This window comes from Paenibacillus sp. FSL R10-2199 (assembly GCF_038000235.1).
Lineage (GTDB): Bacteria > Bacillota > Bacilli > Paenibacillales > Paenibacillaceae > Paenibacillus_AQ > Paenibacillus_AQ phytohabitans.
Map to the genome: position 1 here is coordinate 1,493,166 of NZ_JBBOBO010000002.1, position 24,094 is coordinate 1,517,259.

The following is a 24,094-nucleotide window of genomic DNA, read 5'->3' on the forward strand; positions in this document are numbered from 1 at the left end:
TCAGTTCTTCTCCCAGGCATCCGGAAGGATGAAGCCGTCGTATTTATCCTGGGCGTTGATGTAATCCTCGAACTCCTGCGATTCATACGCTGCCTTCAGATCCTTGGCCCACTGGGTATCCAAATCGCCCTTGTTCACCGTTACGGTTACCCGGTGCTGCTCAGGCGTGTTCTCAATCTGGAGCGCTTCGGTAATCTGCCGCTTGGCATTGGCGATATAGTTGCCGTTCACCACGCCGTAATCCACATCGGCCAGCGAGACCAGAATCTGCGCCGAATCCAGCGACTCCAGCTTCAGATCGTATTTGTCCGGCTCCACACTGCTGAGGTTGAAGTCTGTGGTCCCGGCATCCGCCTTGACCTTCACCCAGCCGAGATCCTCCAGAATTCTTACCGCACGCTCCTGGTTAACCGGATCATTCGGCAGGGCAATCACAGAGCCGTCCTTCACTTCATCAAGCGATTGATGCTTCTCGGAATAGAGTCCCTGCGGTGCGCTCGGCACGAAGTTCAGCACAGCCATATCCGCATCCAGTTCCGCGTTGATGCCTTCCATGTAAGCCGTACTCTGGAAGATGCTTGCGTCAATGGAGCCTTCCTTCATCGCCGGATTGACCTGCATGTTCTGGGAGAAGGTTTTGATCTCCACCTTGTACCCTTCCTTCTCCAGAATCGGCACAATACCAAGCCGGAACTGTTCTTCATAGGTGCCCACGCCAAAGCCGACAACGATATCCTTCTTCTCTTCTCCGGTAGCCGTTTTGTTCCCGCAGGCTCCCAGCACGACCGACATCCCCACCAGAACCACAGCTGCCAATTTCTTAAACTTCACGATATTTTTCATTATTTGAACCCCTTTTCATATGTGACTCATGCGGAATAGAATCACGTAATGCCTGTAACGAACGATCTTCCACGGTAATCGGGATCGCGCAATTGGGTGCAAGCAGGAACGGCTCGTCCGCCATAAGGCGCAGGGCGAATTCAGCCTGTGCACGGATGCGCCCGGGATCATGTGCTGCGAATAAGGCATGATCCACTCCCCCCACCTTCGTCGGCCTCAGCTCTGCATGCAAACCGGGGTTACCCGGTGCTGCGGTATCCCAGCTGATGCCCTCAATGGGATAATTATTGAACCTTTCCGGCTGCGAATAGGCACCGCAAGTATGCAGAATCCTTTTGCCATAACCGGCGGCTTCCAGCACCATCTCATCATACGGCCGGGACAGCTCCTGAAACGCCGCATCATCAAAAACCCCCGGATGAGCAGTGCCGGTCACCGCATAAAAAATCCCGTCCAGCCCCCGTTTGCCCAGCTCCTGCACATAATCCGCCAGCGTCAGGGCGATGGCCTTCAGCGCTTGATGTACACCTGCACGCTGCTCCTCCAGCAGACTTTCCACGGTCACCGGCTCACGGCTGCCATAAACCGTGTCACCGGCATAAGCCGACTGGCCCGCCAGAAACAGCAGCACGGTAAGCGGCGAGAAAATGGTCTGGGTCAGCGGAGTATCCGGCAGGCCCTGGCGTATAAGGCTTACAGCCTCTATCTGCTCGGCCAGCGGCGCTGAGGCTGCAGCCTGCTGCGCCTGTATATTCCAGACATCCTCCGGCTTCCGGATCACCGCACGGGTCTGCTTGGGAAATACCGTACGGTAATCCGCGAAATCATAGGTGTTTCCCCATGTCTCTGCATAATACGTAGCCCGCGGATTGATTTTGACCCAGTCCCAATCGAATTGCTTCGTATAAGCTACTGTACTGTCTGCAAGATCACCGGCATTACTCTCCCGGTCTACGAAATGGCGCCAGCCGCTAACAATCGGCCGATCGGCCCGCTCCCCTGACAGCAAGGCCGCAAAACGCTCCTGTCTCGACCACTCTCCCATATGTTCTCCCCCTTCTGGATGCAACACATTGTCTCCGAAATATTAAATAAAGAGTTATTCTATCGGATTTAAATGAATTGGCCGTATAATAGCATGGGGAAAAATGAAACGTCAATGAGATATCCATCACTTTCATGAAATATTTCATAAATTCCCGGATCGTTAAATAACACATTGACAGCGCCTTTCCGTTAAAGGTATTATGCGCAGTAAATAAATCAATCGGATTAATCAGGAATCTACAGGAATGATAGATTAATTGGAGAAAGCGGGGCTGTACATCCATGCCGTCATTAACTCAAGATCAGGAACAGCAGCTGGCTCAGCGTTTGATTCAGGTGCGCAGGGAGCTTCATCAGCAGCCCGAGCTGTCGAACGAGGAATTTCAGACCACTGACAAGCTGCGCCGCTGGCTGGCTGAAGCGGGAATTACTGTGCTTGATCTTCCGCTGCAGACAGGACTGATTGCCGAGATTGGCAGCGGCCGGGGCCCGGTTGTTGCCATCCGTGCAGATATCGATGCCCTGCCTATTGAAGAGGATACGGGGCTGCCCTTCTCCTCCGTGATTCCCGGCAGGATGCATGCCTGCGGGCATGATTTCCACACGGCAGGCATCCTTGGCGCAGCCTGCTTGCTGAAGGCACAGGAAAGCGAGCTTGCCGGGACCGTCAGAATACTGTTCCAGCCTGCGGAAGAGACCGGGCATGGGGCCATAGCCGTACTCGAGTCCGGCGGGCTCCGCGGAGTAGATGCCATTTTTGGACTGCACAATAACCCGGACCTGCCAGCAGGCTCATTCGGAACACGCAACGGTGCACTTACTGCCGGTGTAGACCGGTTTGTCATTAAGGTTCTCGGCAAAGGAGGACATGCAGCTCAGCCGGAACGCGGCCAGGATACGATTGTAACAGCGGCGCAGATCATCACCTCGCTGCAGACAATCGTGAGCCGGCTTACCAGTGCGGTTGAATCGGTGGTGGTCAGCGTAACCCGGATACAGGGCGGCAACACCTGGAACGTCCTGCCCGGCGTTGTAGAGCTGGAAGGCACAGTCCGGACGTATAATGAAGCCATCCGCCAAGCCGTGCCACGGCAGATCCGGCAGATTATCGAAGGGGTCGCTGCCGCTGCAGGAGCTGAAGCACAGCTTGAGTGGATACCCGGACCGCCGGCAACGGTCAATGACCCCCGCTGGGCCGGGTTTGCCGCAGCGACTGCGGCCCGTCTTGGCCTCACTGTCTTTGAGCTTGATCCGCAGATGGGGGGCGAGGATTTCGCCTTTTATCTGCAGCAGCTGCCGGGCGCATTCGTCAACATCGGTACCGAAGGGGTTTACGGCCTTCATCACCCGCGCTTTGACGTCGATGAATCGGCGCTGCTGCCGACAGCACGGTATTTCGCAGAGCTTGCTGCTGCGGCCCTGAATGAGCTGGGAATTAATCCCCCATTCTAATGGCTTCTGCCGGTGCAAGGGTAATTTCCAAGAAATCACACCCTTTTCGCTGCTTGCGGACAGGGTTTCTTCATGTTATGTGGAATACACTACAAGGGGGCCCGTCCAACACGGGCATCATCACAACCAAGAGACGGAGGGAATTACAGTACATGAACATCATTAATTTCGCGCATCGCGGCGCATCCGCAGTCGCCCCGGAGAACACAATGGCGGCATTCCGCAAGAGTCTTGAGCTTGGCGCAACCGGCATCGAAACAGACGTGCAGATGACGAGTGACGGAGCCATAGTAATCATTCATGATGAGAATCTTAGCCGCACCACTACAGGCAGCGGATATGTGAAGGATAAGACGCTTCGTGAAGTGCTGGAGGTCGATGCGGGGTCCTGGTTCAGTCCTGAGTTCACAGGAGAGCGGATTCCGACACTGGATGAGCTGCTGGATCTGCTTCAGGGACGTGAGACAGTACTTAATATTGAGCTGAAGAACGGCACATTCCTTTATCCCGGTATGGAGGAAAAGGTAATAGCCGCTGTACGGGAGCAGGGCATGAGTGAGCGGGTAGTCATCTCCAGCTTCAACCACTACTCCCTTGCTTATTGCAAGTCGCTGGCACCGGAGATCCGCACCGGCATACTGTATGGCGAAGGCTTATACCGTCCGTGGGATTATGCGGCTACGCTTCAGGCGGATGCGCTGCATGCCCATTACTCTTCCGTTCTGCCGGAGTTCGTCACCGATGCAGCGGAGAGCGGAATCGTCTATCATCCCTGGACTGTAAATGATCCCGAACAGATGACCTATCTGATTGAGGCCGGAGTGGCCGGCATCATTACCGATCACCCGGATGTACTTGCCGGGCTGCTGGCAGCCCAGGGATTATAGTATTGGCAAAAAGGCCGGAGTGGCTGCTGCTTCCGGATCAGGAGCCGTCTGAAGCACTCAGGCAGCAGCCGTACCAAACAGAAACGGATACCGTCCTCTAAGGGATGGTATCCGTTTCTGCGTAAAGCTATCACTGTCTCATACCTGGCTCGTACCCGCCTCATACCAGGTTCATTGCTGGCCCCGGTATTAATGTTGTACGTACTGCAACTTTGCTTGCCACCTGCCCAGCTGTCCGGGAGAATTATTGCACGAAATACAAGAATTCTCCCGCTAATCGGCTTAAATGAGGAGAAATGCTGTATTTCATACAACATTTGATGATTAGGGCCGATTTCATGAGCAAAATGTTGTATTTTGGGCAGGATTTCACAAGCTACTGGGCTCTGGAGCTGCTGACCAGCTTCACAGGAGGAAGACTATTCTCCTGCTTATGGACCGCATAACGCCCGCTGCCCAGCTGCTTGGCATTGTACATAGCGGAATCAGCTTCCTGGAGCAGCCGCTTCCGGTCAATTCTGCCTTGGCTCATAGTGATGCCGACGCTCGCGGATACGAACAATTCATGCGTCTCCAACTTATAATTCCGGGTGATATTCTCCAGAACCTTAAGGGCCAGCTGCTCCGCATCCTTGCGGCTGCAGCGTTTGGCGATGATGACGAATTCATCCCCGCCTACCCTGAATATATGTCGTTTGCCTTTACGCGAAAATTGCTGCAGACTGCCGCCAACGGCTTCCAGCAGCAAATCCCCCGCATGATGGCCGAGCGTATCATTAATCGATTTGAAGCGGTTAAGGTCCAGATATAATACCGCAAGCTGTTCGCCTGATTTGCAGTGATCCCAGAAATGATCCATTCCATTCTTGTTGAGCAGTCCGGTTAAGGTATCCCGGTAGGCCAGTTCTTTCAGCTGCTCGCGCTCTCCGAGGAGCATACGCACACGCAGGAACAGGTACAATATTCCGGCGAGCGTAAGCACATAGAGTGCCATAGTAATAAACAGATTGCTATCTTCAGCGGTGAACCCCGACAAAGTTCTCTTGCCCAGCAGGTGCATGCTGCCAAGACCTGCACTAATAACTAGTACAACCAGGCTCGTGCGGACCGCGCGGGCTCTTTGGTGACATTTGGAGAAATTCCGCGTCAGCCTGAGGATGCTGTACACCGTTAGTACTCCAATGAGAATAGATAATACAGCCAGTATATAATTCCGGGCCTCTTCCAAATTACTCTGCCCTCCTTTGATAATCATATGATTTATCGCTTTTAAGCGCTACTGTACAGGGTTAGTCTGAACATATTCTGAACATTTCCGGCAGGTAAGGCCAGACTTTGCATAAATGCTAAGAATATTATCGGCAAAAGCTGCAGAATTGGCGATGGTATGTTCTGGGACATATGGAAGAGAGCCGCCCTTTGCACGGGAGACTCTCTTGTATTCCAGAATCGTCCAGACTGTCTATTCGTTCATATGTTCCACGCCATTGTACAGTTCGCAGGTCCAGCCGCCGGCATCTCTGATCATACGGGTAATTGAAGTATTCTTCAGCACTACACTGAGATCCAGTGAGGGAACAAGTCCTGCCAGCGTACTGCGCAGAATGGCGCCATGACTGACTATGAGGACATTGCGCCCCGGATGGCGGGCGGCAACCTCCTCAACAGCCCGGACACCCCGCTCCTGGGCCAGGTCCCGGCTTTCCAGCTTCATATCCATCGTCTTCCACCCGCTGCCGAACCGCTCGATCCGCTCCTTCTCCGTAGTCCCTTCTATTAACCCGCCGTTCATTTCCCGAATCCCCGGGATCAGACCAGCCAGCGGAATCCCCAGTCTCCCGGCAATGACCTCCGCCGTCTGTCTGGCCCGCAGCATATCGCTTGAATAGATATGATCCCACGATTCACTGCTGAGACGCTCTGCAAGTACGGCTGCCTGCCGGAAGCCCTCCTCGTCCAGAGGATTATCCGTATGGCCCTGTATCCGGCCTTCCTGATTCCAGAGTGTGCTGCCGTGCCGAATCAAGCCTATTCTTGTTATCATCGCTTCCCGCCTTTGTGCCAATATCCGTAAGTGTTTTCATTATAAACGAACAGCCCGCTCTATGCATGTTCCATTGACGGTCAAGAGAGCCCGCTATATTATAGTATTTCAAGTGCTTCTTTCTGGAGTCCGTTCCAGATTCATCCTAAACTGCAGTTATACTGCTACAAATTGAAGGAGATTTCGTTTACTATGAAAAGAATGTCCGTCCTCTTCACCGCTTTCTGTCTGCTTGCTGTACTTCTGTCCCCATTGCAATCCCGGGCCGCTGCGGCGGCACCAGCCAAACTTGCCGTCTATGTAGATAAGGAGAACCATTCGTTCATTCCGCTAAGATTCCTGAACGGCTTCGCCGGCATCCAGTCTGTAGTAAGCTCTGCCGGAGGACAGATCCGGGTAACACGCGATGATTTGTCTGTTACCTTCACTCCAGGCACGGCCGGAGCCTCCGTCAACGGCAAGCCCGTTACCCTGGGCGAACGTCCCTTTAGCGAGAATGGCATGACTTATATTCCGTTGTCTCTCGTCAGCCAGACGCTTGGCATACAGCTCCAGTGGAATAAAGATTCCGCATCGCTCAAGCTCACGAGCGGCGAGGCAACAGCCACCCTGCCCGTGCAGAATGGCGCCCTGATCAAAAGCGGTACGCCTGCTGTAGTCAGCGGCAAACATACATACAAGGTCGGCGGACGTTCCTTCTCCGTGCAGACCGTTACGGTCTCCCTGCTGCATCCGTCAGTGAAGCTGGATGCCGTTCTTGCCGGAAATACTGTCGGCAAGACAGAAGCGCTCGCCAGCATCGCTAAGCGCAGCAATGCCGCAGCCGCCATCAACGGCACCTTCTTCGATGCCTACACCAAAGGCACCTATTATGCTCCCTACGGCTATATTATCAGCGGCGGCAAGATGCTGAAGAACAGCCCCGGAGATAAGCGGACGGTCTTTGCCTATGACGGCAACCTTCTGGCTGAGCTGATTCCGGGCAGTGAATTCAAGAACCGCTTCGACAGCGGCTCCATTCAAGGAGCATTGCAGGCAGGCCCCCGGCTGCTGGTGAACGGCAAGGTATCCCTCAATGTGCTCGCCGAGGGCTTCAAGGACCCTAAGATATTGACAGGCGGAGGCTCCCGCAGTGCGCTGGGCCTGACGCGCGACCACAAGCTGATTCTGTTGACCTCCGGCGGGGCGACCATCCCCCAGCTGGCGGAAATTATGAAGCAGGCAGGGGCGTACCAGGCGATGAATCTGGATGGCGGCGCCTCCAGTGGTCTCTACTATAACGGCAAATATCTGACCACCCCCGGCCGCCTGATCAGCAATGCATTGGTCGTCCAGACCAAATAGTATCTGGCCATAAGCATCTATATGGAGGCATTTCTACCATCCTGAACAGGTTGGAGAAATGCCTTTTTCGCGTTCACAAGCCTGGATTTCACCTACTGATTCCGTAAATCAGGCAGAATAAGGAATCCACCTGCGGGGGATAATACAGCCAAAGAATCCAGAATCCAGCAGAAAGGAGCCCCGAAGATGCCGCAGAATCAGCAGAAAGGCCGGAAGACAGGCAAAGATCCCGTGGAAACCTCTGTACCCGCACCGCTCCCCCTGAACCCTTCACTTGAAGTGAATTTGCAGGAAATCGGAAAGAGGATCGGCAGCAGCTCGGATATCGTCATCCGCAACTTCACCAATGAATCCTTGAGCTCCCTTTCCCTTACGTTCATATATATTGACGGCCTGGTGAATGCCGATTCTGTCAACCAGACGGTGCTCCAGCCCTTGATGGAGAATGTGACGTTGAAAGGAGATTCAATTACCGCCGAAGCGGCTTTCAGCATGATCAAGGATCAGATGCTGCCGGTCGGGGGCGTCAAGGAAGGCAAGACGCTGGAAGTGCTGTTGGCTATGCTCTTTGAAGGCTATACGCTGATTCTGTTCGAAGGACTTCGGGTAGCACTGGCTGCGGATACCTCCGGCTGGGAGAAAAGAAGCATCAACGAACCTACTTCTCAGGGTGTCATCCGCGGTCCGAAGGAGGGCTTCACGGAAAGTCTGCGCACGGGCACCTCCATGCTGCGCCGCCGGCTCAAAACTACCGATCTGCGGATCGAAGAATATAAAATCGGCCAGCGTACCCAGACCGGAATCGCCATCATTTATTTGAAGGGCATCGCCAGCGAACAGGTGCTGACAGAAATCCGCCGCCGGCTGGATGCCATTAATACGGATGCCATTCTGGAGAGCAACTATATTGAAGAATTCATTCAGGACGGCGGCTTGACCCCCTTCCCTACTATTCAGAACACCGAACGTCCCGATGCGGTGGCCGGAGGCATTCTGGAAGGACAAATCGGGATTATTATTGACGGCACCCCCTTTGCCCTGCTGGCGCCGTCTACCTTCTTCAACTTCTTCCAGTCCAGTGAAGATTATTACCAGCGGTATGACATTTCCTCCTTTCTGCGGCTGATCCGCTACGGGGCTTTCTTTGTGTCGATGCTGCTGCCCGCACTCTATATTGCAGTCACTACCTTTCACCAGGAAATGCTGCCGACCACCCTGCTGATCAGTCTCGCTGCCCAGCGTGAAGGGGTGCCGCTGCCCGCACTGGCTGAGGCGCTGCTCATGGAGCTCACCTTCGATGTGCTGCGCGAAGCGGGGGTGCGCATGCCGCGTACCATCGGACCGGCTATCTCCATCGTCGGCGCGCTGGTGCTGGGCCAGGCTGCCGTTCAGGCCGGGCTTGTCTCGGCGGCTATGGTTATTGTGGTTTCTTTTACGGCCATCTCGAACTTTGTGATTCCGTCACTGGCGATCGCCAACTCCATCCGGCTGATCCGCTTTGTAATGATGTTCATCGCTTCAACGCTTGGCTTGTTTGGCATCATGTCCTTCATGATGGTGCTCCTGATTCATATGGCAGGACTGCGTTCCTTCGGCGTTCCCTATCTGTCTCCGGTAGCGCCGATGATTCCGCGTTATCTGAAGGATATCTTCATCCGCGTTCCGCTATGGAGCATGACTATGCGTCCCAAGACCGATCTCGGCAAAGAAACCCGCAGACAAGGGCCGAACCAGAAGCCTCAGCCTGTTGAAGGAGCGAATCAAGGAGCACCGGAACAGCCGAAACCTCAGGAGGAGGGTCCAGCATGAATGGAAAAATCGGCACCACCCAGGCAGCCATGCTGGTTGTTAATACGATCCTGCCGACGGCTACCGTCGTGCTGCCCATCATTATTAGCACCTATGCGGAGCAAGATGCGCCAATGGCGATTATTATGTCCACCTTGGCCGGGCTGCTTATTGCTGCAATTGTCGGGACTGTGATTCAGAACAGCAATGGCGCTCCTTTTCTGGACTGGATCAGGAAGGAAAGCTCTCCGGTTGTATCCACCATTCTCGGTCTGCTGATGCTGCAATACTATCTGGATACTACGGCAACGATCCTGCGTGAATTCGTCAATTTCATCAAAGACAATGTACTGATCAACACACCGGTCACCGTACTCGTGATCCTGATTCTCTTCATCACGATATATATGGTCAGACAAGGCATCGAATCCATCGCCAGAGTGAATACCCTGGTTATTCTGCTCTATTTCGTCTTCGTCCCCCTGTACCTGTTCGGGTTGTTAAGCGATCTGAATGTGCATAATTTATTGCCGATGTTCGATCATAACCTGGCTGAATTAACGCTGGCCAGCCTGACGCCAACCACCTGGATGTCTGAAGTGGCCGTGCTGCTGTTTCTGGCTCCTTACCTGCAATATCCGCAGAGAGCGCGGATTATCGGCTGGACCGGACTGCTGTTCGTCTCTGTTCTGATGATGTTCTCCCTGATCACTGCCCTGATGGTGTTCGGTCCGGATTTCATCAAGCTCAGCACCTATCCGGGCTTCTCTACCGTGGGCATTATCAGGATCGGAAGTTTCATAGAGAAGCTGGATATTCTGTTCATTTCCTATTGGGTGCTGTCCATCTATCTGAAATTCGCGATCTTCCTGTTTGTGACAGTAGAATGCTTCAAGCAGACTTTCCGGGTGAATAGCAGCCGGCCTTTTATCGGGGCGCTCGGTCTGCTCATTGCGCTGGAATGCCTGTTCTCCTGGCAAAGCTCGGCCAAGCTTAATATCTACAACAAGGAAGGACGTTTCGTGGTCTTCTTCCTGTTCAATGTGCTCGTGCCGCTGGGGGCTATCCTGCTGTACCGGGTCCAGAAGTCGAGATCCAAGCGGAAGGAGTTGGAAACATGAATACACAGAGAACGGCGCTGTGCCTCATCCTCTGTCTCCCGCTTCTGTCCGTTCTTCTCTCCGGCTGCTGGGATGACCGGGAGCTGAATGAGCTGGGGGTTACCTCCGGTTCGGCCTACGACTGGGAGAATAACGAGTGGAAAGCCACCTATCAGGTCATCAACCCCTCATCCGGTGCAAGCGGGATGGGCGGCAGCGGAGGTGGAAGCACAAGCTCACCGCCGTTTGTCACCTATACAGTAAAAGGGCGGACGATTATGGAAGCAATCGAGCGGTCCAATCTGACCAGCACGCGTGAGATGTTCTTCTCCCATTCGCGGATTACGGTCATCGGGGAAAGTCTGGCCAAGCATGGCATCAATCAGCTGATCGACATGTTCCTGCGCAAGCAGGATGCCCGTGAAACCGTATATGTGTTCATTTCCAAAGGCGAAGCAGGCGATATCCTGGATCAGCTGATGCAATTGACCAAAAACCAGGGCGCCGGTATCCAGCTCATGATTGAACAGGAGTCGCGGCTGCTGTCCTATTATCCGGGTACACGCCTGTTTGAGCTGGCGATGGCCCTTTCCTCCGAGTCCGGGAGTGCGGTATTGCCGGAGATTCTGCTTACGGGTCCGGATATTATGGATGAGACCAGCGAGACCGGCCGGACAGATCTGCCTTCACGCCTGGCGCTGGGCAGACTGGGTGTAATCAAAGGCGAGAAGTTTGTGGGCTGGCTCAGCCAGAAACAGGCCTTCGGCTTGTCTTTTATGACAGACAATATCAAGACTGCAACCATCGCCTTCGCTTCCCAGCCCCGGAAGAGCGACAAGCTTGACGCCTCGTTCATCCTCCAGAATTCCTGGACTAATGTACATCCCGTCTGGGCTAAAGACCATTTCATCATGGATATAGACATCAAGGGGAGCGGGGTATTAACAGAGCTGGGCAGCGTTATGGATCTGAATGACCGTAAAGCGATCAGTGAAATGGAAGCATCCCTCGAACGGCAGGTACTCGATCTCGTGAATAACTCCTGGACGGAGGTTAAAAAGCTCGGCGCAGATGTCACAGGCTTTGCGGTAAGAGTCCACCGCAGCGACCGCAAGCGCTGGAAGCAGATAGAGAAGGAGAAAAGCTGGGACAGCGTATTTCAGGAGATTGAGATCCGCCCGCATGTCTCGTTCCAGATTGAACGGACAGGCCTCAGCAATAAATCGTTCAAGTCTGTCCAGCAAGAGTAAAGGAGCTTCACTATGAAAATAGCTATAACTCTTATACTCTATATTCTTGCCTTCTTATGGGGCTGCACCAGACTGCGGGGAAAGGGCCGCCAGCTGCACCGCCTGTGGCTGGGCTGCATTCTTGTCTATTGCGCTTATATTAATATTTGCGGAATGACAAGAACCCCCTTCATTAGTGTCGGGATCTTGTATACGGCGTTCTTTCAGCCTATCGGCAGGGCAATAATCTATTGGTTAGGAGGCTGAATGCTGATTATGCCCAAAAAAGAACAGGTGTCCTCCCTGCAAATTGCGTTCATGATTATGCTGTTTGAAATCGGCAGCACGCCGCTGTTCCTGCTTGGAGGCAAGGCCAAACAGGATTCGTGGCTGGCAATGTGTACGGGTTCAGCCGCCGGATTCATCCTGCTTCTGCTTCTGATGTGGATTCAGCACCGTTCTCTGCATACAGATCTGATTGGAATGCTGAAATTTCATTTCGGCAGGTTTGCCGGCTCATTCATCGGCGGGGTCTATGTCCTCTATTTTGCTTATCAGTCCATGCGTAATGTCCGTGATTTAGGTGAGCTCACAGCAATCACCATGCTGCCAAGAACCCCGATGGCCGTAACGATGTTAGTCTTTGTGCTTCTTGCCCTCTATGCGATCTGGAAGGGGGCAGAGGTTATTTTCCGGCTGCCGGAGGTTCTGCTGCCGGTGATGATCTTCTTTTACATTGTGCTTGTTGTGCTGCTGGGAATTATGGGATCGATTGATTTCGGCCGGCTGGCTCCGGTCATGGAGGGCGGACTGATGCCTATCGTCAAAGCCGCGCTGCCGGATATCGTCTCGTTCCCGTTTGGGCAGATGATCGTATTCCTGATGCTGTGGTCCTTATGGGAGAAGCCCGGTGTGCCGGTAAAATATACGTTGAACGCCTATCTCCTGATCAGCCTGTTCCTGATTTTCATGAACGCGCTCAATGTGGCTGTTCTCGGTCCCGCAATAGCAGGGAGCAGCCAGCTGCCTTTTCTCAAAACTGTCCGGACCTTGTCGAACCTCAAGTTTGTGGAACGGCTCGATATCCTGGTGACCATCCAGCTCTTTCTGGGACTGCTGATTAAGATGATGCTCTTCTATTTCTGTTCGGTAAAAGCTATTGCGGAGCTAACTGGCAAACCGGCCAAATGGTGGGTCTTTCCGGTAGGCGCTATGATCTATGGAGCTTCCTTTCTGGAGCGCGACTACACGCAGCATATCGCCATCGGCCTGGGCCCCAGCCTCAAGCTTGATCCGGTGTTCCAGGTCGCTATCCCCCTGCTGCTGGCCATTTCCATATTGGTGCGCAGCGGGTTTAAGAGATCCACTTCGTAAGCCGGTCCCAGCCAGGCTACATTACCCGGCGGCGCTGCAGAAGGTTGGCAAAACGGGTTGTTGAAGGTAAACTGGCTGTTAGATCAGTCATTCTGCCTAGGAGGTTCAAGCCATTGGCCAAAGCCGATTATATGTTGTCTATACTCTGGATGCTGAAGCAGCGCAAAAGAACGGCCGCCGAACTGGCAGACGAGCTTGAACTAAGCGTCCGTTCGATCTACCGCTACATCGATGCGCTGTGCGCCAGCGGTGTCCCTGTAGAGGCCGATGCCGGGCCGGGCGGCGGCTTTTGGCTGCCCGAGCATTTCAGCACCGCTCCACTATTCTTCAATGATGGAGAACGGCGGGCACTTGTACAGGCATCTGCTTTTGCCAGGGGGAGCGGCTACCCTTACGTTGATGCGCTCGACGGGGCAATTGCCAAGCTTAAGCGTTACAGCAATGAGGCCCAGCTGTCGCAGATGGAACGCCATGAGAGCGGACTTGCGATCCTCCACTCCCCTGGAGAGCACCCTTCGCTGCTGCTTGAAGAACTGGAAGTCTGCACTGCGGAGAGTCTCTCTCTTCAGATGGAATACCGTAAGGGGAACGGTACCTCTGTTTCCTCCCGTTGCATCGACCCTTATGGTCTGGTGATGTGGAAGGGCCAGTGGTATCTCTCCGGCTTCTGCCATCTGCGCCAGGATATCCGCAACTTCCGGGTGGACCGGATCATCGGACTGCAGCGGACAGGGGCAGCCTTCCTTCGTCCTGACGGATTCTCGGCACGGGATTTCTTATTGCAGAGGCTGCTTCCTGCTGCAACGGAGCAGGACTCTGAGTTAACCGCTGTGGTCATCGAAGCGGCCGAAGCCACCCTGAACGATCTGTGCAGTCACTGGCTATTCGGGCATACGCTGGAGCGGCGCAGCACGGGAAGTGCCCGCTTTCTGCTGAATCAGGCTGCCTTACACAGCTTCGCCCCTTATTTCCTGTTGCCTTACGGAAAATCGCTGGCCATTGTGGAACCCGCATCCCTCAAGCACAAGCTGTCCAGGGTTGCTGCGGATCTCGCCGAACATTATAAGGATTCTTAATCTCCTGAGGGATCACTGACTGCAGCTGTCAGTGATCCTTGTGTATATTGTTCATGAATCCAATAATGCCAGGAGGAACAGGGAATGAGAGAATTGAAGTATGACTTCTATATTGGTGCTGCCGCTGCAGAGGTATGGGAGGCTCTAGTCTCCCCGGAGAAGGTCCGGCAAATCTATTACGGGAGTGTGATCCGCTCCAGCTTTGTTGTGGGTGAACAGCTGGAGTATGTAGGTCCGGGGGCTGCCGGGGAAGAAACGGTGCATGTCTACGGCACTCTGCTCGAATATGTTCCGCAGCAGACGCTGCGCTATTCCCATAAGACCGGTCCCTCTTATCTCACGAATAGAGAGGGTTATGAGTCTGTCATCTCCTGGAAGCTGGAGCCGGCGGGCGGCTGTACCAGGCTGACACTGGTTCATGGAGACTGGCATCCGGACGACCCTTCCTACGATGCCAGCAACAGTTCATGGTGGCAGATTCTCAGCAATACGAAGACGCTGGCAGAAACCGGCCGCACCCTGGATTTTGGCAGCCGGGAGTAAGGCAGCAGACAGCCTCCGTTATATTCAAACAAGTATCACCACAGAATAGACTCTTCTAATTTATTACTCTTCCGCTATCCCTGCTATAAAGAGGCTCGTGCCGCTTTTATAGCAGGGATTATTTCATTCTTTCCCTAGGGAAACATTCTTGTTGCAAGGACAAAATTATTTACATATACTAATATTGTGGCAGGCCGCAATAATCTATGCCGCGTGCACAATACACTATATAAATGCATACTCCATACTTATGGCTATATATTCATTCATTCCATTTCATACGAAAGAAGGAGATCTTATGGCTGAAGCCGTTATTCCATTGTCAGAAGCTTTGAACGGCAGTACGCTGCGCATCAGCGGCATTGAAGTTCAGGGCGTGCTGCGGAGAAGACTGCTTGATCTGGGATTCGTCGTCGGCAATGCTGTAGAAGTGCTGCGGCGCAGCCCGCTGGGAGATCCTACAGCATTCCGGGTAAGCAATACAACGATTGCCCTGCGCCGGGAAGAGAGCTCATTAATCTATGGTCAATTAATTGGAGGCGGTGAAAGATGAGCCAGTACACGGTCGCTTTTGCAGGCAATCCCAACACGGGTAAGAGCACGCTGTTCAATCTGCTGACCGGCATGCGCCAGCATACCGGCAACTGGGCAGGCAAAACCGTAGTCACCGCCGAAGGCGGGTTCTCCCACAGGAACCACACGTACCTGGCTGTGGATCTTCCGGGCACCTACTCGCTTTACTCCAACTCCGCCGATGAAGAGGCTGCGAGGGACTATATTATTTTTGAACAGCCGGATGTAACGCTAGTGGTCCTGGATGCTACCTCGCTGGAACGCAATCTTAACCTTGCCCTGCAGGTACTGGAGATCACCGGCCGCGCCGTGGTCTGCATCAATCTGATCGATGAAGCCCGCCGGCTTGGAATTGATATCAATCTGAAGCGGATCTCCAAGAGGCTCGGCGTTCCCGTAACCGCTATTTCTGCCCGTAACAAAATTGGTATTGAAGCGCTTCTTGATCAAATCGAGCGCGTGGCCACGGGTGCATTCAAGGCAGAGCCGCTGAAAATCACCTACAGCTCTGACATTGAGCAAGGCATTGCCGAGCTGATTCCTATGGTTGAGCAGACCATCGGTTCGAGATACCCCGCCCGCTGGATTGCCCTGCGGCTGCTGGATGGTGATCACAGCCTGCTTACTTCACTCAAAGCCCGCATGAGCCGCAAGGATATTCCCGTAAGTGAGGAGGTGGTCGGCCATGGAATCACCGCATGCCATTAACGGTCACGACCCGGTGGATTCTCTGCTCGCAGCCGCTAAGAAGCTGGCTGATCAAGGGGGAATCCGCGATGAGATTGTCAGCGGGATCTACGGCGTATCCGCCGGCATCTGCAGCGATGCAGTCACCTATCAAGATAAAAAGAAGCTGGGCAGCACCTATAAACTGGATAATATCGTTACCTCCAAGCTCTGGGGCTTCCCCATCATGCTTGCCGGTCTCGGCCTGGTATTCTGGATTACGATTGCCGGAGCCAACTATCCTTCAAGCTGGCTGGCCTCCCTCTTCAGCTGGATCGAAGGTTATCTGACTGCAGGATTCACTGCTGTTCATGCGCCGGCCTGGCTGCATGGCGTCCTTGTGCTCGGACTGTACCGCGGAACCTCGTGGGTCATCAGTGTCATGCTGCCGCCGATGATGATTTTCTTCCCGGTGTTTGCGCTGCTGGAGAATTTCGGTTATCTGCCCCGTGTAGCTTTTAACATGGACCGCCTGTTCAAGAAATCCGGCGGCCACGGCAAGCAGGCCTTAACGATGTCAATGGGCTTCGGCTGCAACGCAGCCGCCATCCTCTCGACCCGCATTATTGAATCGCCCCGTGAACGGATGCTGGCTATTCTGACCAACAACTTCGTGCCCTGCAACGGCCGGTGGCCGACACTTATCCTGCTCTCCTCCATGTTCATGGTCGGCGCGGCGACAACAGGAATGCTGCGTACGTTCTCCACAGCGCTGGTACTGATGGGCATCGTGCTGGTCGGCATTACCGTAACTCTGAGTGTATCCTGGGTCATGTCCAGAACAGCGCTGCGCGGTGTGCCTACCCATTACACGCTGGAGCTTCCGCCGTACCGCCGCCCGCAGATCTGGAAGACCATTGTCCGCTCCTCCAAAGAGAAGTCGCTGAATGTGCTGACCCGTGCTATCGTCGTCGCCGCTCCAGCTGGTATCATCACCTGGATTCTCGGCAATGTGTTTGTCGGCGGAGAGAGCGTGCTTAACCATATGGCTGCATTTTTCGATCCATTCGCTCAGCTGCTCGGTATGGACGGCTTTATTATCATGGCCTTCATCCTCGGGCTGCCGGCCAATGAAATTGTGCTGCCGATCCTGCTGATGGGCTACATGTCCTCGGGTGCCATGGTTGATATCGAAGGTCTTGGCAGTATCAAGGATATCTTCCTGAGCCACGGCTGGACCTGGCTGACGGCGCTGAATATGATGCTGTTCTCCCTGCTTCACTATCCTTGCGGCACCACGCTGGTGAACATCTACAAGGAGACCAAAAGCATGAAGTGGGCAGTGCTCTCCGCCGTCATTCCGCTCGGCATCGCCATCGCGGTAACCTACCTGGTTGCAGCCGCAGCACGGCTGTTCGGCTGGGTATGATGCCACGCCGCTGGCCCGGCTCCCCGCCGCTTAAGGCGGGGAGCCGGGCGATGGAGAGAGGCGACGAGCCAGGGCGATGGAGCTGGGCGCGCGGGCGGGACGCTGTGCGGGGCGACGGGGCGGGGCGATGGAGCCGGACGCGCGGGCGGGACGCTGTGCGGGGCGACGGGGCGGGGCAATGGATCCGGACGCGCAGGCGGGACGCTGTGCGGGGCGACGGGGCGGGGCAATGGAGCCGGGCGCGCAGGCGGGACGCTGTGCGGCCCCCTCCCCTTCCTCCCTTCAAAATCTTGCACGAAATACAACAATCCCATCGCGATAAGCGGCAAAAATCAAAATTGTTGTACAGAATACAACATTTCCCTTATTTTCATTGAATTTATGTAGAAATTCTTGCATTTTCTACAACAATTCTCTCTAATGTACCGTTATCTCTACCTCAAAGTTGTAATTTGTGCAACATTTGTTAGGAGAAGCGTTACATACGGGCTGCATAACTTCATTTCGCGCACGCAAAAGCCTAAAATTACTCTGCAGATACCTAAAACTCCATAAGTTTGCGAAAATCAGCCTCTCAAGCCACTCTTCCCCCATGCTACTCTACAAGCACCTCTACTACTGCTCTACTCCTACCCTACATCTGCTTACCAGCTACTCTCTTGCTACACTCCATGCTACTCTACAAGTACCTTTACTACTGCTCTACTCCTACCCTACATCTGCTTACCAGCTACTCTCTTGCTACTCCCCCCATGCTACTCTACAAGTACCTTTACTACTGCTCTACTCCCACTCTACATCCGCTCTCCAGCTACTCTCTTGCTACACCCATGCTACTCTACAAGCACCTCTACTACTGCTCTACTCCTACCCTACATCTGCTTACCAGCTACTCTCTTGCTACACTCCATGCTACTCTACAAGCACCTCTACTACTGCTCTACTCCTACTCTACATCTGCTCTCCATCTGCTCTCCAGCTACTCTCTTGCTACTCTCCTACTCTCCAGCTACTCTACAAGCACCTCTCCTACTACTCTACAACTACTCACCAGCTACTCTCCTACCACTATTCAGTTACTCTACAGCTACTCTACAGCTACTCTCCACACACCCTCATCCTACTCTCATATCCCTCCTACCCTACCGCTCCAGCTGCCGACAAACCCTCTCCCGTAACCTTCCGTCATGGACATTTGACTCCCCATCTGCTTAATGTTAGGGTGATTTGGAAGCCATAATTTTCCGGGAGGGAATGTTCATGACAGCAGTGAAGCTCAGTATCGATTACGATGCATTTGAAGAAGGTAAGCGGATAGAGACGGAGATTGAACAATTGAGCAAAAGCCCCGAAGCCGCTGAAGTAAGCAGTCTGACGATTGGCGATTGGGGGCAAGCCTACGAGAACAGCTCGGAGGATGCCGTCCAGGCGCTGGTGAAGCACAGTGCAAGTTTCCCTGCGCTGCGCAGGCTTTTTATCGGGGAAATGGGGTATGAGGAATGTGAAATTTCGTGGATTACCCAAACTGACCTCTCGCCGCTGCTTCCCGCTTATCCGGAGCTGCAGTCATTGACTGCGCAGGGAGGCACGAACTTGCGGCTGAGCCAGCTGCAGCATGAGAAGCTCGAAGAACTGATTATTATAACAGGCGGACTCGGCAAAAATGTCCTGGCCGATATCGCCGCCGCCAATCTGCCGAATCTGCAAAAGCTCGAATTATATCTAGGCGTGGACAACTACGGCTTTGACGGCGGTCTGGAAGACCTGTATCCGCTGATCGCCCCCGGAAAGTTCCCCAAGCTTACCTATCTGGGACTCAAAAATAGTGAAATCCAGGATGAAATTGCTGCAGCCTTAGCCGATGCACCTATTCTGGAGCAGCTCGAGACACTCGACCTGTCCCTCGGAACCCTTAGCGATACCGGCGCCGAGGTGCTGCTCGCCAGCGGGAAGATCAAAGGACTAAAGCTGCTCAACTTGAGCCATCATTATATGTCTGACGGAATGATTCAGCGCTGGAAGAACAGCGGACTGCCTGCCGATGTCAGTGACCAGCAGAAAAGCGACGACGAGGATGACTGGCGTTATCCGTCGATCACCGAGTGATGCCACCCGCAGAGCCGCTGATTGTGTTCTGCAATCCCGGCGACAGGCGCTCGGAAGGCATCCGGCAGGCGCGAAGCCGCCTCGGCATGCCTCCGGCGGTCCTGATTCCGTACGCCGGGCTGCTGCAGGGCCAGCCGCTGGCTGAATTGCTGGAGCAGGCGGGGCAGCGGCTGGACATGCTGGAGCAGGCGGGGCAGCGACTGGACATACTGCCGGAGCAGGAGCAGCCGATGGGCGGAATGTCCGGGCAGGCAGGGCAGCGGGTTGATGGAATGCGGGTGCTGGATGCATTGCAGGGACAAGCACAGGTTAATTCACCGGCACCGGACAGGCAGCCGGACCTGACAGAGCCGGCTGCCCAAGGCCGCGATAGCAGCCGGCAATCCAGGCTGGCCGCACCTGCCCCCGCAGCGCATGCCCCGGCCACGGCCCCGCCGCTGCTGCGGCTGGAGTCGCCGGGCGGCAGCTTCGAAACCGAGCGCGCCCTGATCGCGCTCGGCGCGCCGGATGCGCCGGACGCAGACGACTCGCTGCATCCTTACGGCGGCCAGCCGGACCTCCGTCCGCTGAGCTTCAAGGCGGCCGGCGCACTCAAGGATATGCCCGGCGTGCTGCATCATCCGTCCCAGTGGTTCCGCGGCTACTGCCGGCTGCTGGCCCGGATTCAGCGTGAAGCCGGGCAGCTCCTGCCCGCCGCCCGCTGGACCAACCATCCCGGCGAGATCGCCGCGATGACCGATAAACGCCGGACGCAGCAGCTTCTGGCTGCGGCTGGCGTTCCTATTCCCCGGCCGCTTAAGGGCAGCAGCGGAGAAGCCCCCGTGGACTACACCTCCCTCCGCGGGCTGATGCTCTCGCAGCGGATGCACCGCGTATTCATCAAGCTGGCCAGCGGCTCAGCCGCATCCGGCGTCATTGCCTATCAGCTCAATCCGGCAACGGGAGCTGAGGTGGCGGTCACTACCATCGGGGTCGAGAGCTATATCACCCGTCCCCCGGTGTATTATAATTCCGGCAAGCTGCGGCGATATACGGACTCTGCGCTCCTCGCCGGAATCATCAACTGGCTCTACCGCCACGGCGCCTATGCCGAGCAGTGGATTCCGAAGCCCGGCGCGGGCGGGCAATCGTTCGATATCCGCCAGCTGGTTGTTGCCGGTGTGGCCTGCCACTCGGTTGCACGGGTAAGCCGCACACCGATTACGAACCTGCATCTGCGCAGCCGCCGGATGACCCCGGCCGAAGCGGGACTCACGGAGGACATGCAGGCAGAGGTAAGGCATACGGCCGAGCAGTCTCTGGCTGCTTTTCCGCGTTCTTCCGTGGCGGGAATTGATGTATTGGTGGGGAGCACCGGGCGGACGTATACGGCGGATGTGAACCCTTTTGGCGACTTATTGTACGATGTGGAATACCACGGCTGCAGCACCTATGAATGGGAAATGAAACAGCTATCCGGGAGGAACCTGGCCCTATGACCGATATGAATGCCGTTGTCGGCACCCACGATATCTTAATGATTACGCTCGATACGCTGCGCTATGATGCCGCTGTTCTGGAGGAAGCCAACTGCCCCAACCTGTGCGGCAGCGGTTCCTGGGAAAAGCGGCATACGCCCGGCAGCTTCACCTATGCAGCCCATCATGCCTTCTTCGGCGGATTCCTGCCCACTCCGGCCACTACGAATAAGGCTGAGCATGTGCGGCTCTTCCATTCCCGGAATACCGGGCTCAAGACCCATCCCCATACCTGGCTGTTCGATACGCCGGATATGGTGTCCGGGCTGGCAGCGGCGGGATATCAGACGGTGTGTATAGGAGGCGTAATCTTTTTCAGCAAAAAGGTTCCCCTCGCCCGCGTCCTGCCCGGTTATTTCCAGCACAGCTACTGGCGGATGACGTTCGGGGTGACGAACCCGCGCTCGACCGAACATCAGGTGAATCACGCGCTCAAAATATTGAATAATACACCGCTTGACCAGCGTCTGTTCATGTTCCTGAATGTCTCGGCGATCCATGGCCCGAACAACATGTTCCTGCCGGGTGCGAAGCGTGATTCCGTGGACAGCCAGCGCGCTGCCCTCCGCTATGCCGACGGTGAACTAGGCCGGCTGTTTGCTGCCTTCCGCGAACGCGGTAACCCGGTGTTCTGCCTGGCGTTCTCCGATCATGGAGAAGCTTACGGCGAAGACGGCTACCAGGGCCACCGGCTCGCGCATGAAACGGTATGGAATGTCCCTTACCGCGAGTTTATTTTATAGCAATACCATCCCGCAACAGGAAGGAGAACGTATGACGTCAATCCGGCAATCCCTTCATCATAAGAGCAATGACGAAAGACCTCCCTTCTCCCCCGGGGAGCTTCAGGAATGGACCGGGCAGATTACGGCCAATCCTTACCGCAATTATCTCTATTCCTATCCGCACAAAACCGCTTACCGCGAGTTCGCAGTCCCCATTTCTTTAGAGGAACTATGGCGGGACGAGCCTGCGGAGAGTTTTTTCTTATATATGCATATTCCCTTCTGCGGCGCTCGCTGCGGCTTCTGCAACCTGTTCACCCTGCCTGATAAAAGAGCGAATGTTCACGCCGAATACGTGGATGCGCTGGAACGGCAGGCGAAGCAGTGGGCTGCTTTTACCAGTCACAAGCCTTATGCGCGCTTCGCCATCGGCGGCGGAACGCCAAGCCTGCTGGCTCCCGCGCAGCTGAACCGGCTGTTCGGCATTGCTGCGGATATCATGGGCGTCGACCTTGCGGCGACCTCTATCTCCGTCGAAACCTCGCCCGAGACGCTTACGGAGGAGAAGCTGTCGATCCTGAAGGAGCATACCGTCGACCGGGTCAGCATGGGGATTCAGAGCTTCGTGGCCGCTGAGTCGGCTGCCATCTACCGGCCGCAGGACCCGGACGTGGTATACCGGGCGCTTGAGCTGCTGGGTAAATATGATTTTCCCATCCTCAATCTGGATCTGATCTACGGGCTTCCGGGCCAAACGGTGGAATCATGGCTGTATTCGCTGAATCAGGCGCTGCTGCATGAGCCGGAGGAGATCTTCATCTATCCGCTCTACACCCGTGAGCACACGATTGTGAAGCCGGGCGATCTGCTGCGCCAGACTGATATCCGCCATGAATGCTATCAGGCCGCAGGCCAGCTGCTGGCAGAGCACGGCTACCGCCAGTACTCGATGCGCAGGTTCGCCAAGGAGAACGCAGGAACTGCTAAAGATATTCTCAATTACAGCTGCCAGGAGGAAGGCATGGTCGGCCTCGGCTGCGGTGCCCGCTCTTATACCCGGAATGTGCATTATGCCTCCCGCTACGGCGTCAGCCGCAAAGCCACGGAGAGCATCATCGCTGACTATGTAGCAGCCGAACGTTATGATACTGCTGACTACGGGATTGTACTGAGCCTTGCAGAACAGAAACGGCGCTTCATTCTCAAAGCTATCCTGCATAGCGAAGGTCTCACCGTGGCAGATTACAGCCGGAGATTCGGTTCTACGCTATGGGAAGATCATCCCGAGCTGGGTCTGCTGGTGCAGAGCGGGTTCGCCACGGATGAAGAGGGCATCCTGCGGCTTACTCCGGGCGGTCTCGGCTACTCCGATTCCATCGGTGACTGGTTCATCTCCGGCGAGATCAGGGAGCAGATGGAAGGGTTCATCCTGCCATGAAAGCGGTCCTCTACTACCGCGGCTCCCTCTCCTCCTGCAACTATGACTGCCCTTACTGCCCCTTCGGCAAAACAAAAGACAGCGCCGCCACCCTAGCCAAAGACCGTGAGCATCTTACGGCCTTCGTCCGCTGGGTGTCGGAGCAGGGAGCGGCAGGCCACCGGCTGTCTATTTTCTTCAATCCCTACGGCGAAGGACTGACACACCGCTGGTACCGGGACGCGCTAATCACTCTATCCCATCTGGAGCATGTGGACAAAGTCGCCATCCAGACGAATTTGTCGGCCCGGCTTGATTTCACCGCAGAGCTGAATCCGGCCAAAGCAGCCTTCTGGGCGACCTATCATCCCGGTCAGGTGAGTGAGGAACGGTTCCTGGCGCAGTGTATGACTGTATACGGGCAGGGCATTCCCTTCAGCGTGGGCAGTGTAGGTGTACATGGTGCTTTTCCCGCTATTGCTTCGCTGCGTGCCGCCCTGCCGGAGGATGTCTATCTGTGGGTGAACGCCTACAAGGACAAGCCGGATTATTATACGCCAGAGGATGTAGGCTTCCTTAGCGGGATAGATCCTTATTTCCGGATCAATGCCGTTGACTACGACAGTCTGGGCAAAAGCTGCAATGCAGGCAGCAACGTGTTCTATGTGCAAGGTGCAGGTCTCGTGAAACGCTGCTATAAGGACCGTGCGGTCATCGGTAACCTCTACCGCGATGGTCTCGAAGGACTTGCTGCGCAGCGCAGCTGCCGGATGAAGGTCTGCGACTGCTACATCGGCTATATCCATATGCCGGAGCTTGGCCTGGAGCAGATTTACGGCTCCGGATTGCTGGAGCGGATTCCTTACGGCGCGGGAGAGAGAATCCCAGACGAAATGAGGGAAATGGGGATTCAGCGGTGAGCGGTTTGGGTTGG

At 55.1% G+C, this 24,094-nt stretch carries 21 protein-coding genes; 17 read left to right on the forward strand and 4 right to left on the reverse strand.

What is annotated here, in order from left to right:
* Together NYE33_RS34360 and NYE33_RS34365 are read right to left on the reverse strand one after the other, a co-directional pair.
* Positions 1 to 843 carry a MetQ/NlpA family ABC transporter substrate-binding protein gene (locus NYE33_RS34360; protein ID WP_042134134.1) on the reverse strand — a complete coding sequence of 281 codons (843 nt, stop codon included), beginning with the start codon at positions 841 to 843 and terminating at the stop codon, positions 1 to 3.
* On the reverse strand, positions 821 to 1,888 hold the full coding sequence (locus NYE33_RS34365) for a uroporphyrinogen decarboxylase family protein (protein WP_341069816.1): 1,068 nt from the start codon (positions 1,886 to 1,888) through the stop codon (positions 821 to 823). Before NYE33_RS34365 ends, NYE33_RS34360 begins: the two co-directional genes overlap by 23 nt.
* A gap of 284 nt (positions 1,889 to 2,172) precedes the next feature.
* Between NYE33_RS34365 and NYE33_RS34370 the strand changes: the two genes are divergently transcribed.
* Together NYE33_RS34370 and NYE33_RS34375 are read left to right on the forward strand one after the other, a co-directional pair.
* On the forward strand, positions 2,173 to 3,342 hold the full coding sequence (locus tag NYE33_RS34370) for an amidohydrolase (RefSeq protein WP_042134131.1): 1,170 nt from the start codon (positions 2,173 to 2,175) through the stop codon (positions 3,340 to 3,342).
* A 152-nt stretch (positions 3,343 to 3,494) separates the two neighbouring features.
* A complete protein-coding gene (locus NYE33_RS34375; protein WP_042134129.1) occupies positions 3,495 to 4,229 on the forward strand; it encodes a glycerophosphodiester phosphodiesterase in 735 nt (244 codons plus the stop codon).
* 376 nt (positions 4,230 to 4,605) lie between these two features.
* On the opposite strand, the gene NYE33_RS34380 is transcribed toward NYE33_RS34375, so the two are convergent.
* Positions 4,606 to 5,457 (reverse strand): GGDEF domain-containing protein, encoded by an 852-nt coding sequence (locus NYE33_RS34380; RefSeq protein ID WP_340947756.1) that lies wholly within the window; start codon positions 5,455 to 5,457, stop codon positions 4,606 to 4,608.
* A gap of 234 nt (positions 5,458 to 5,691) precedes the next feature.
* Positions 5,692 to 6,273 (reverse strand): histidine phosphatase family protein, encoded by a 582-nt coding sequence (locus tag NYE33_RS34385; protein WP_341069820.1) that lies wholly within the window; start codon positions 6,271 to 6,273, stop codon positions 5,692 to 5,694.
* 192 nt (positions 6,274 to 6,465) lie between these two features.
* Here NYE33_RS34385 and NYE33_RS34390 point away from each other — a divergent pair, with 192 nt between their 5' ends.
* The 15 genes from NYE33_RS34390 (at position 6,466) to NYE33_RS34460 (ending at position 24,080) form a co-directional block, all read left to right on the forward strand.
* Complete coding sequence (locus tag NYE33_RS34390) at positions 6,466 to 7,617, forward strand: phosphodiester glycosidase family protein (protein WP_042134127.1); 1,152 nt, start codon at positions 6,466 to 6,468, stop codon at positions 7,615 to 7,617.
* A gap of 186 nt (positions 7,618 to 7,803) precedes the next feature.
* Entirely contained in the window at positions 7,804 to 9,426 is a 1,623-nt protein-coding gene (locus tag NYE33_RS34395) for a spore germination protein (RefSeq protein ID WP_341069822.1), read from the forward strand.
* Complete coding sequence (locus NYE33_RS34400; RefSeq protein WP_340947759.1) at positions 9,423 to 10,526, forward strand: GerAB/ArcD/ProY family transporter; 1,104 nt, start codon at positions 9,423 to 9,425, stop codon at positions 10,524 to 10,526. The genes NYE33_RS34395 and NYE33_RS34400 overlap by 4 nt, the downstream gene beginning before the upstream one ends.
* Positions 10,523 to 11,755 carry a Ger(x)C family spore germination protein gene (locus tag NYE33_RS34405; RefSeq protein ID WP_341069825.1) on the forward strand — a complete coding sequence of 411 codons (1,233 nt, stop codon included), beginning with the start codon at positions 10,523 to 10,525 and terminating at the stop codon, positions 11,753 to 11,755. The genes NYE33_RS34400 and NYE33_RS34405 overlap by 4 nt, the downstream gene beginning before the upstream one ends.
* Positions 11,756 to 12,010: 255 nt before the next feature.
* A complete protein-coding gene (locus NYE33_RS34410) occupies positions 12,011 to 13,108 on the forward strand; it encodes a GerAB/ArcD/ProY family transporter (protein WP_042140797.1) in 1,098 nt (365 codons plus the stop codon).
* 113 nt (positions 13,109 to 13,221) lie between these two features.
* Positions 13,222 to 14,184 (forward strand): helix-turn-helix transcriptional regulator, encoded by a 963-nt coding sequence (locus NYE33_RS34415; RefSeq protein WP_042134118.1) that lies wholly within the window; start codon positions 13,222 to 13,224, stop codon positions 14,182 to 14,184.
* A gap of 84 nt (positions 14,185 to 14,268) precedes the next feature.
* Positions 14,269 to 14,727: an SRPBCC domain-containing protein gene (locus NYE33_RS34420; RefSeq protein ID WP_042134116.1), complete on the forward strand. Its 459-nt coding sequence runs from the start codon at positions 14,269 to 14,271 to the stop codon at positions 14,725 to 14,727.
* A gap of 298 nt (positions 14,728 to 15,025) precedes the next feature.
* Positions 15,026 to 15,280, forward strand: coding sequence for a FeoA family protein (locus NYE33_RS34425; RefSeq protein ID WP_340947761.1), 255 nt, complete (start codon positions 15,026 to 15,028; stop codon positions 15,278 to 15,280).
* Positions 15,277 to 16,008, forward strand: coding sequence for a FeoB small GTPase domain-containing protein (locus NYE33_RS34430; RefSeq protein ID WP_042134113.1), 732 nt, complete (start codon positions 15,277 to 15,279; stop codon positions 16,006 to 16,008). The genes NYE33_RS34425 and NYE33_RS34430 overlap by 4 nt, the downstream gene beginning before the upstream one ends.
* Positions 15,986 to 17,395: a nucleoside recognition domain-containing protein gene (locus tag NYE33_RS34435; protein ID WP_042134111.1), complete on the forward strand. Its 1,410-nt coding sequence runs from the start codon at positions 15,986 to 15,988 to the stop codon at positions 17,393 to 17,395. The genes NYE33_RS34430 and NYE33_RS34435 overlap by 23 nt, the downstream gene beginning before the upstream one ends.
* A 1,260-nt stretch (positions 17,396 to 18,655) precedes the next feature.
* The gene (locus NYE33_RS34440; RefSeq protein WP_341069828.1) at positions 18,656 to 19,501 is read left to right on the forward strand and encodes an STM4015 family protein; all 846 of its coding nucleotides are present in this window, start codon (positions 18,656 to 18,658) and stop codon (positions 19,499 to 19,501) included.
* A complete protein-coding gene (locus NYE33_RS34445; RefSeq protein WP_341070092.1) occupies positions 19,501 to 20,979 on the forward strand; it encodes an STM4014 family protein in 1,479 nt (492 codons plus the stop codon). Before NYE33_RS34440 ends, NYE33_RS34445 begins: the two co-directional genes overlap by 1 nt.
* Positions 20,976 to 21,761 (forward strand): STM4013/SEN3800 family hydrolase, encoded by a 786-nt coding sequence (locus NYE33_RS34450; protein ID WP_341069830.1) that lies wholly within the window; start codon positions 20,976 to 20,978, stop codon positions 21,759 to 21,761. The genes NYE33_RS34445 and NYE33_RS34450 overlap by 4 nt, the downstream gene beginning before the upstream one ends.
* A gap of 31 nt (positions 21,762 to 21,792) precedes the next feature.
* The gene (locus NYE33_RS34455; protein WP_341069833.1) at positions 21,793 to 23,181 is read left to right on the forward strand and encodes an STM4012 family radical SAM protein; all 1,389 of its coding nucleotides are present in this window, start codon (positions 21,793 to 21,795) and stop codon (positions 23,179 to 23,181) included.
* Positions 23,178 to 24,080, forward strand: coding sequence for an STM4011 family radical SAM protein (locus NYE33_RS34460; protein ID WP_341069836.1), 903 nt, complete (start codon positions 23,178 to 23,180; stop codon positions 24,078 to 24,080). The genes NYE33_RS34455 and NYE33_RS34460 overlap by 4 nt, the downstream gene beginning before the upstream one ends.
* Positions 24,081 to 24,094: the final 14 nt, after the last annotated feature.